Genomic DNA, 8,687 nt, shown 5'->3' with positions numbered 1-8,687 from the left:
CCGTCACTGAAGCTGTGGGATGACTCTGTCCAGGGAAAGGGAAACCTCGGCCATCAGCTGATTTGTGCAACAGAGCCCCTGCTCGATCTCAAGCGGCGCGGCCTAAAACAGGACCCCAAACTGGCCATCGGAGACGGTGCCCTGGGGTTCTGGACCGCCCTGCGCGAAGTGTTCGCCACAACGCGGGAGCAGCGGTGCTGGGTTCACAAGACGATGAACGTGCTGAACGCGATGCCGAAATCCGTGCAAGAAAAGGCCAAAGGCCATCTGCACGACATCTGGCAGGCCGAGACCAAGGCCACGGCAAATGCCGCATTCGACTTCTTTGTCGAAACCTATGGCGTGAAATGGGACAAAGCGGTCCCCAAACTGGCCAAGGACCGGGACGCGCTGCTGACCTTCTATGATTATCCGGCGGAACACTGGAAACACATCCGCACGTCAAACCCGATCGAGAGCACATTCGCGACCCTCCGGCACCGCACGAAACGTACCAAGGGATGCCTCAGCCGCAAAACCGGGCTGGCCATGGCCTTCAAGCTGATGATGTCGGCGCAGAAAAAATGGCGAAAACTCGACGGCCAAAACCGTCCGCCCGAGATCATCCAAGGGATTGAGTTCCGCGACGGTCTCCGTCACCTTCAAGCCGCCGCCTGATCAAGCGTCACCAACTTCTGCGCATAACTCTCGTAAATCTGCCAGCGGGTCGTGCCGTGCTTGCGCGCAACTGCGGTGACCGTCACCCCGGGCATCATGCTCTCTGCCGCGATACGCGCCCGCTCTGCCTTCGTGCGCCGACGACGACCGCTCGGCCCCTCGATCACCTCAAGCCGGGAAACACCAACGCCCATAGAGCCGCCCAATTGGACGCCCATTTTGCCGTCTACTTCCAAAACCAAACCCTCCGTCACGCCTATGCGCGCAGAATGGCCGGATCAAGTCGGAAATGGCAGGAGGGGGCGGCGTCGCGCTTACGGAAACATGATCGTGGCCATGACCCTTACAGCACCAGCTCGTAATGCGTGCTGCGGCCGCCACCTTCGCCTTTCCGTAGTAGACCGAGGTCCAGCATCGCCGCAATGTCGCGGTTCGCAGTGTCCTGCGAGCACTTCGCGATCACCGCCCACTTTGATGATGTCATCTTGCCCTCGAACCCGTCGAGCAGGCGGTTCAGCACCTTGATCTGGCGTTCGTTCAGCGCCAGCGCCGCAGCGCGTTCCCAGAACTGGCCCTTGGCGACCACCGCCGCCAGGACGCCATCGGCCCCGTGGATGGCGCGACCGAGGCAGTCGAGGAACCACAGGATCCACGACGTAACGTCCGTGCCACCCTTCTGGGTGAGCTCGAGCTGGTCGTAGTAGGCGTTCCGCTCGGCCCTGATCTGCGCGGACATGCTGTAGAACCGCTGCGAGCTTCCCTCCGACCGGGCGAGCGCCAAGTCGGCGATGGCGCGGGCGATGCGGCCATTGCCGTCCTCGAAAGGGTGGATCGTGACGAACCACAAATGTGCCAGTGCCGCCTTGATCACCGGATCGGTGGTCAAGGGCGCGTTGAACCAGGCGAGAAAGGCTTCCATCTCCGCCGCGACGCGCGGTGCGGGCGGGGCCGAGTAGTGAACCTTCTCCCGGCCGTAGGGCCCAGACACCACCTGCATCGGGCCGGTGCTGTCATCGCGCCAGTCCCCAACGATGATCTTCGTCATGCCGCTGCGGCCGGTGGGGAACAAAGCCGCATGCCACCCGAAAAGGCGCTCGGCGGTAAGCGCGGCCTGATAGTTCCGCGTCGCGTCCAGCATTACCTCGACGATGCCTTCCACATTGCGATCTGTGAGGGGCAGGGCGCCAATGTCGATGCCAAGCCGTCGCGCGAGGGATGACCGCACCTGAGTGGCGTCCAGCTGCTCGCCCTCGATCTCGCTTGTCTTGACGACGTCCTGCGTCAGGGTCTGCAGGACCGCCTCTTCACGCAGCTTGAAGCCCAGCGCCTCCATCCGGCCGATCAATCGCCCTTGCTCGTGACGGACTGAAGCCAGGGGCGCGGCAATGCTGCCATCCTGCCAGGTCAGCCGTGGCCAGTCCTCTTGCTCCCAGACGTACATCGCAATCTCCGCATCCAGCGCGGTGATTATGGGCCGCATTCTCCGCAGGCGCAAGAATAACCCCGCAATTCGTGCGGAGAATGGCGAGGCTATTCTCCGCGTACTGCTGCTTAGCTTCAGACTTTGATATGAGCCTCGATCCACCCAAGCATCTTGATGACCGAATATGGGCGGAGTCTGTCATCAAGATGTGTAGCTGTTAGAAGTCTAGCGCCGAGCCTCATCACAGCGCTGTTTGGTCCCACGATTGAAATCCGTGGCGGTCCTAGTCGCCCTGATAGTGGCTTCCTCGACAGTCGTGCTCTCCGGGGTGCATCGGGAACACAACCTCGGATCGCGCTGGCGTAGGCGCGGCAATCGGTTGCGCAGCAGGGGAAGTTCTGGTTGACGGACGCTGCGTGGAGGGTGCCCTCGCCGGAGCTGGCGTCGGCGTCCTGACAAAATAGGCGGGCGTGTAGCCCCCGAAACGTAACATCAGCCTGGTGTGCCAAGGCACCCGGTTCTGACCGCAGCCAAAGTCCCCATTCCCGCCTGAAGCGTTTGGTTTTGCGGACGCGGCAGCACAGCGGCTCTGGCTTAGTTGCTCCCTGTGGCGGGCGGAATGTTCTCCTGCACACATGTCGCAACGAGCGCCGCTTCTGCCTTAGGTTCGGGCCACTCTGCCGCGCCTGCAAAGGTCGGCGCGCCGCCAATGCCGACGGCATTCAGGGCGCGGGCATGGAAAACAATTTCGAGGCCGCCTATTTCCGGCTGGCGCGCTAGCCCATGGACGGGCGCCCCGTGCCCTTGGGTCAGTCCTTGGGCAGGGTCGCGTCAAAGCGGCCTTCGATGGTCTGGCTGCGTGTGGGGTCCATGGTCTGGGTGAAGGGGTTGGTGCTGTAGGTCAGCGTCGCGGTAAAGCTGCCCGCGATCTTCAGGCCTGCCGCCGTGGCGTCGAAGGTCTCAAGGGTGACGGCGATCTGGCTGTCATCGGTCGCCAGCCACCCGCCCTTGTAGCCCTCGGTCAGGTATTGCAGCGTCGGGCCTATCGCCATCGGCGTGCCCGTGGTGGTCATGACGTCGAAATCCAGGATCATCGCCCCCGCGACGGATGTAGCGCTGTCGGGGCTGTCATGACCCCAAAGCGATACATCGGTCAGCCCCGGCATCATTTCGGCCCAGCGGCTTTGGCTTTGATCGCCGTCCCGGGTCAGGTGCCAGGTCCGGAAGGTGTCTTCGACCCGCGCCTCGATTGTGCCAAGAACCTCTTGGGCCAGGGCCGGGGCGGCGGTGATCAGCAGCAGCAGGGGGGCAAGGTGCAGGCGCATCGGGGGCTCCTTTGGCGTGATGGACGGGGCGGTCAGTCCAGATGGGGGGACAGGTCCGGCAGATCGGTGCCCGGGCAGGCCCCGGGCATCGCCGCGACAATGGCGATACCGCTGTGCAGCAGGATCGGGCGGACCTGATCGGGCTCGATACGGGTCTGCCCTTCCTTTTTTGCCAGGCTGCGCTGGATGGTTTCCAGACCGGTGGTGATTTCGGCGGGCATGGCGCTCAGCAACAAAAGCAGAAGGGCCGTTTTCATGGGGGCTCCTTACTCGGTGGGGTGGGCCATCGGGCCGGGGGAGGACGCGGCGGGCGCAAAGGCCGCGGCCGCCCGGTCACGCAGCACGCGGAATTTGCCTGACAGGCTGTCCAGCCGTGCTTCCCATGCGGGATCGAGCGGCTGGCCCGCGGTCGCGCGGAAATAGGCCTGCAGCAGGCAGGCCACCGCGAAGGGTTCAAACAGCGCGGCTTTCAGCGCCCAGGCGAAGACCAGGGCAAAGACGACGCCCACCGCCTCGGCCTGACCGGGCAGGGATTGCGCGATCAGCAGCGCCGGGCCCAGCAGGATCAGGAACACCACCGCCAGCGCGCCATAGGTGATCGCGGCGATCCAGGCGGCGTTCTTCAGCATGTTGCGGTTGTTCTGGGCGTAAAGCACCAGCGCCTCGCGCGCCGCGGCCCAGGGGTTGGTGGCACTGGTGGCGAAGGCATGGGCGAGGATCACCTCATCGATCAGCCCGACCGCGACGTTCAGAAACGCCTGCACCACACCCGCCAGCCGATCCAGCCCGGGCAGGATCGACAGGATGCCGCGTGCAAGCCCGGTGATCGCGCGCAGCACGGCCCTGACGACCTGATCCACCGCAAACAGCGTGCTGGCATGGGCAAACCGCGCGCGCACCGCGGCCTGTGCATGGCCGATCTGGCTGCGGCCCTCGGGCATGGGGCGGCCGGCCAGCAATTCGACCATCACCGCGATATGCCCGGCCTTGACCAGATAGAGCAGATATTCGCGCAAGCCGTAGACGATCGCGCCGAACAGGGCAAAGCCGATGCCGCCGCCGATCAGCGCGGCCCCGGCGCGCGTGTCAGCATCCCCAAAGGAACCGATGCCATAGCCGATCCCCGCCCCGGTGCCCGCCACCAGCACATAGCCAAGCGCCACGCCCAGATAGACGGCCAGCCGGAACAGGATGAACGGCAACGTCCGCGCCATCAGCCCGAAGCTGCGCGAGATGGAAAAATCCCACATGCGAACCCGCCCTGAAATGATCGTGACAAGACCCCAAGCCTGCCACGCTTCCCCAGACACCGCCCCCTGCGTTCAAAGGGGGGCGGTCACAGCATCAGAGTCTATCACAACCTTCAACACCCTCGCCGCATGCTATGCAAACAGACAAGCCGCGATAAATCGGTCCTGGCCGTGTCAGGCCTCCGGCAGTTTCCGGACCGCGCCTTGAGCGGCAGAGGTGGCGAGCATCGCATAGGCCTTCAGCGCCGTGCTGACCTTGCGCGCGCGGGGGGCCGCCGGGGTCCAGCCCTTGGCGTCCTGCTCGGCGCGGCGCTTGGCCAGTTCCGCCTCGGGCACTGCAAGGACGATCGTGCGCGCGGGGATATCGATCTCGATCCGGTCGCCGTCGCGCACAAGGCCGATGGTGCCGCCCGAGGCCGCCTCGGGCGAGACATGGCCGATCGAAAGGCCCGACGTGCCCCCCGAGAAGCGCCCGTCGGTGATCAGGGCGCAAGCTTTGCCCAGGCCCTTCGACTTCAGATAGCTCGTGGGATAGAGCATCTCCTGCATGCCCGGTCCGCCCTTCGGCCCCTCGTAGCGGATCACCACCACGTCGCCGGCCTGGATGCGGTTCGACAGGATCGCCTCGACCGCGGCGTTTTGCGATTCGAAGACCCGCGCGGGGCCAGAAAAGACCAGGATCGAGTCGTCCACGCCCGCCGTCTTCACGATGCAGCCGTCGGGCGCGAGGTTCCCCGAAAGCACCGCAAGGCCGCCGTCCTGCGAGAAGGCATGCGCGGCATCCCGGATCGCGCCGGTCTGGCGGTCAAGGTCAAGCTCTTTCCAGCGGCGGTCCTGGCTGAAGGCCTCGGTCGTCGCGACACCGCCCGGGGCGGCGCGGAAGAAGGTGCGGACCGTATCCTGGTTGGTGCGCGAGATGTCCCATTGGTCGATGGCCGCGCCAAGGCTGGGGGCGTGGACGGTGGGCACGTCGCGATGCAGAAGCCCCGCCGCGTCAAGCTGGCCCAGGATCGCCGGAATGCCGCCGGCGCGATGGACATCCTCCATATGCACGTCGGCCTTGGCGGGCGCGACCTTGCACAGGCAGGGCACGCGGCGGCTGAGGCGGTCGATATCCTCCATCCCGAAATCCACGCCGCCCTCATGCGCGGCGGCGAGGATGTGCAGCACCGTGTTGGTCGACCCCCCCATCGCGATATCAAGCGCCATGGCGTTTTCAAACGCCGCCTTGGTCGCGATGGCGCGGGGCAGGGCGGTCTCGTCGTTCTGCTCATAATAGCGGCGCGCGAGGTCGACGATCAGGTGACCCGCTTCGACGAACAGCCGCTTGCGATCGGCATGGGTGGCGAGGGTGGAGCCGTTTCCGGGCAGCGACAGGCCGAGGGCTTCCGTCAGGCAGTTCATCGAGTTGGCGGTGAACATCCCCGAGCAGGACCCGCAGGTCGGGCAGGCCGAGCGTTCGATCTGCTTGACCTCCTCGTCGGTCACGGCGTCGTCCGCGGCGGCGACCATCGCGTCCACGAGGTCGAGAGCGACCTCCTTGCCGCGCAGGACGACCTTCCCGGCCTCCATCGGCCCGCCCGAGACGAACACGACCGGGATATTCAGCCGCATCGCGGCCATCAGCATGCCGGGGGTGATCTTGTCGCAGTTCGAGATGCAGACCATGGCATCGGCGCAATGCGCGTTGACCATGTATTCCACGCTGTCGGCGATCAGTTCGCGCGAGGGGAGGGAGTAGAGCATCCCGTCATGGCCCATGGCGATGCCATCGTCCACGGCGATGGTGTTGAACTCCTTGGCGACGCCGCCGGCCGCCTCGATCTCGCGCGCGACCAGTTGGCCAAGGTCCTTGAGGTGGACGTGGCCGGGCACGAACTGCGTGAAGGAGTTGACGACGGCGATGATCGGCTTGCCGAAATCCTCATCCTTCATGCCGGTGGCCCGCCAGAGGCCGCGGGCGCCCGCCATGTTGCGGCCGTGGGTGGTGGTGCGGGAACGATATGCGGGCATTGGGACCTCGGTGGCGGAAACGAAAAGGAAGCAGTGTCGGTTGTCACCCTCTTTAAATCGATGAACGGCCGGGATCAACAGACGCGGGGACGCAGCCGTCGGCCCGGGCGCCTCGGGAAGGCAAGGCGAAAGCCCGCTTTCCTGAAGGTTTTTCGACGTGGACCACAGCGCAACGGTCGCCGCCGGGCGGTGGCGGTCCACGTCGAAAAACCTCGGAAGGACGAAGCCGCGGGGGGCGAGGCGCTGCCTATGGAGAAAGAGCGCCGAGGGTGTGGTCGACCTGGCGCACAGACGGCCAGCGGAGTTCGGGGCGCCCGCCGACCGCCTGGCTTTTTTCGCCAGTTGCCGCCGCTTTGAGCCTCGGAACCGCGACGCCGTCCTCCGAATTTGGCGATCTGTTCCGTTGCGCGCAAATCGGAGCCACGCCGGTTCCAGGCAGGCACCGGCGGCGGATCAGGCAAAGGGATGGGCGTTTCATCATGCGGCCTGCTCCCACGGCGGCGCCCGTGATCGCGGCGTCTGCCCGCGCCGGAAGATCTCGATGATCCGCATCGGCGCGCCGCAGCAGGGGCATGGTTCGCGCAGGGTCAGGGGGGCGGGTTCAGCCGCGGTTTCCGGCGTCGAGGCGGGTTGCGGCACCCCGAGCAGGGTGCGGATCTTCGCGATGTTGGCCTTGCGACTGGCACTTGCCAGCAGGCCGTAATGCCGGATGCGGTGGAAGCCGTCGGGCAGGACATGGATCAGGAACCGGCGAATGAATTCGTCGGTGTCGAGCCGCATCACCTTTTGCCGGTCGCCCTGCTTGATGCGGTAATCCTTCCAACGAAACGCCACGGTTCCGGCCTCGGCGCGGACAAGGCGGTGGTTCGAGATCGCGACGCGGTGGGTGTAGCGGCTGAGATAGGCCAGCACCGCCTCGGGGCCGCCGAAGGGGGGCTTGGCATAGACCACCCATTCGGATTTGCGGAACGGGGCCAGCCAGGCGGCAAACTGGCCGAGGTTCGCGAGCCCCACCAGATCGCCGAAGAAGGCGAGATCCCCGGCGCGGTGCAAGGCGATCAGCCCTTCAAGAAACAGACGCCGGAACAGCCGCGACAGCACCCGCACATGCAAGAAAAAGCCCGGCTTGCAGGCAATCCAGCGGGTGCCGTCGGGCGACAGGCCGCCGCCCGGAACGATCATGTGGATGTGGGGATGGTGGGTCAGCGCCGAGCCCGTCGTGTCGAAGACGCGCCTGCGGCACGATGTGTGCAGCACCGCAGTCATGCCGAGCCGTGCGCCGAGGCGCCTGGGATCTGCGGCGAGGGTCAGAACCGTCTCGGCCGAGGCGCGGAACAGCAGGTCATAGATCGCCTTCTTGTTCCAATAGGCGATCTGCGCGATCTCGGCCGGCAGGGTGAAGACGACGTGGAAATACTCCACGGGCAGAAGATCCTCGGCGCGCGCGGCCATCCAGTCCCGCGCCGCCGGTCCCTGGCATTTGGGGCAATGCCGGTTCTTGCAGGAATTATAGGCGATATGCTGGTGGCCGCAGTTGGCGCAGCCGGCCACATGCCCGCCGAGTGCCTCGGTTCGGCAGGCTTCAATGGCCGACATCACCTTCAGCTGGGTCAGGCTGACATGCCCCGCATTGGCCCGTCGCCACGCCGGGCCATGGGTGCGGAAGATGTCAGCCAGTTCCAGCGATGGGCGGGGCATATAGCCCCTGCATCAATCCGGGCCGTCGGATCGCAGCACCCTGTCCTGCACAAGCTTCATCTGTTCGAAGGGGCTGACGGTGCACCGCGGGCGCAAGAACTGGCTGACCGCATGGGCGCTGAACGTGGCAAAGCTGCGCGGGAAGAAGCGCGCCACCGTGGCGCTCGCCCGGCGGATCGGGGTTGTTCTACACCGCGGACGGTACAGACTTCCGCTTCACCCGGGAGGACGCTGCGGAAGCCGCGGAGCAACGCGCGAAAGTTGGTGATGCCCTGAGGGGCGGCATATCATGGCGGTGTTCAGACGCCGTCAATTCTCTGC

At 65.5% G+C, this 8,687-nt stretch carries 9 protein-coding genes; 1 reads left to right on the top strand and 8 read right to left on the bottom strand.

Annotation, left to right across the window (positions count from 1 at the left end):
* The coding region (locus MXB90_RS17325; RefSeq protein ID WP_250046667.1) for an IS256 family transposase at window positions 1-657 on the top strand (657 nt) is incomplete at its 5' end.
* Here the strand turns inward: MXB90_RS17325 and MXB90_RS17320 are convergent.
* The 8 genes from MXB90_RS17320 to MXB90_RS17285 all read right to left on the bottom strand — a co-directional run bounded on the left by MXB90_RS17320 (window position 642) and on the right by MXB90_RS17285 (window position 8,522).
* The gene (locus MXB90_RS17320; protein ID WP_250046666.1) at window positions 642-911 is read right to left on the bottom strand and encodes a transposase; all 270 of its coding nucleotides are present in this window, start codon (window positions 909-911) and stop codon (window positions 642-644) included. The genes MXB90_RS17325 and MXB90_RS17320 overlap by 16 nt on opposite strands.
* An 89-nt stretch (window positions 912-1,000) precedes the next feature.
* A complete protein-coding gene (locus MXB90_RS17315; RefSeq protein ID WP_250046665.1) occupies window positions 1,001-2,098 on the bottom strand; it encodes a Fic family protein in 1,098 nt (365 codons plus the stop codon).
* A gap of 791 nt (window positions 2,099-2,889) precedes the next feature.
* Window positions 2,890-3,405: a hypothetical protein gene (locus MXB90_RS17310; protein WP_250046664.1), complete on the bottom strand. Its 516-nt coding sequence runs from the start codon at window positions 3,403-3,405 to the stop codon at window positions 2,890-2,892.
* 32 nt (window positions 3,406-3,437) lie between these two features.
* Window positions 3,438-3,662 (bottom strand): hypothetical protein, encoded by a 225-nt coding sequence (locus MXB90_RS17305; RefSeq protein WP_250046663.1) that lies wholly within the window; start codon window positions 3,660-3,662, stop codon window positions 3,438-3,440.
* A 9-nt stretch (window positions 3,663-3,671) separates the two neighbouring features.
* Window positions 3,672-4,655, bottom strand: coding sequence for a hypothetical protein (locus tag MXB90_RS17300; RefSeq protein ID WP_250046662.1), 984 nt, complete (start codon window positions 4,653-4,655; stop codon window positions 3,672-3,674).
* A gap of 174 nt (window positions 4,656-4,829) precedes the next feature.
* The gene (gene ilvD / locus MXB90_RS17295; RefSeq protein ID WP_250046661.1) at window positions 4,830-6,668 is read right to left on the bottom strand and encodes a dihydroxy-acid dehydratase; all 1,839 of its coding nucleotides are present in this window, start codon (window positions 6,666-6,668) and stop codon (window positions 4,830-4,832) included.
* Between the two features lie 477 nt (window positions 6,669-7,145).
* A complete protein-coding gene (locus tag MXB90_RS17290) occupies window positions 7,146-8,366 on the bottom strand; it encodes an IS91 family transposase (protein ID WP_250046660.1) in 1,221 nt (406 codons plus the stop codon).
* 12 nt (window positions 8,367-8,378) lie between these two features.
* The gene (locus tag MXB90_RS17285) at window positions 8,379-8,522 is read right to left on the bottom strand and encodes a hypothetical protein (protein ID WP_250046668.1); all 144 of its coding nucleotides are present in this window, start codon (window positions 8,520-8,522) and stop codon (window positions 8,379-8,381) included.
* Window positions 8,523-8,687 lie beyond the last annotated feature (165 nt).

Source organism: Phaeovulum molybdatiresistens, from assembly GCF_023544865.1.
Lineage (GTDB): Bacteria > Pseudomonadota > Alphaproteobacteria > Rhodobacterales > Rhodobacteraceae > Pontitalea.
The sequence above is the reverse complement of the archived record's forward strand: the minus strand, read 5'-3'. Positions and strand labels throughout refer to the sequence as shown.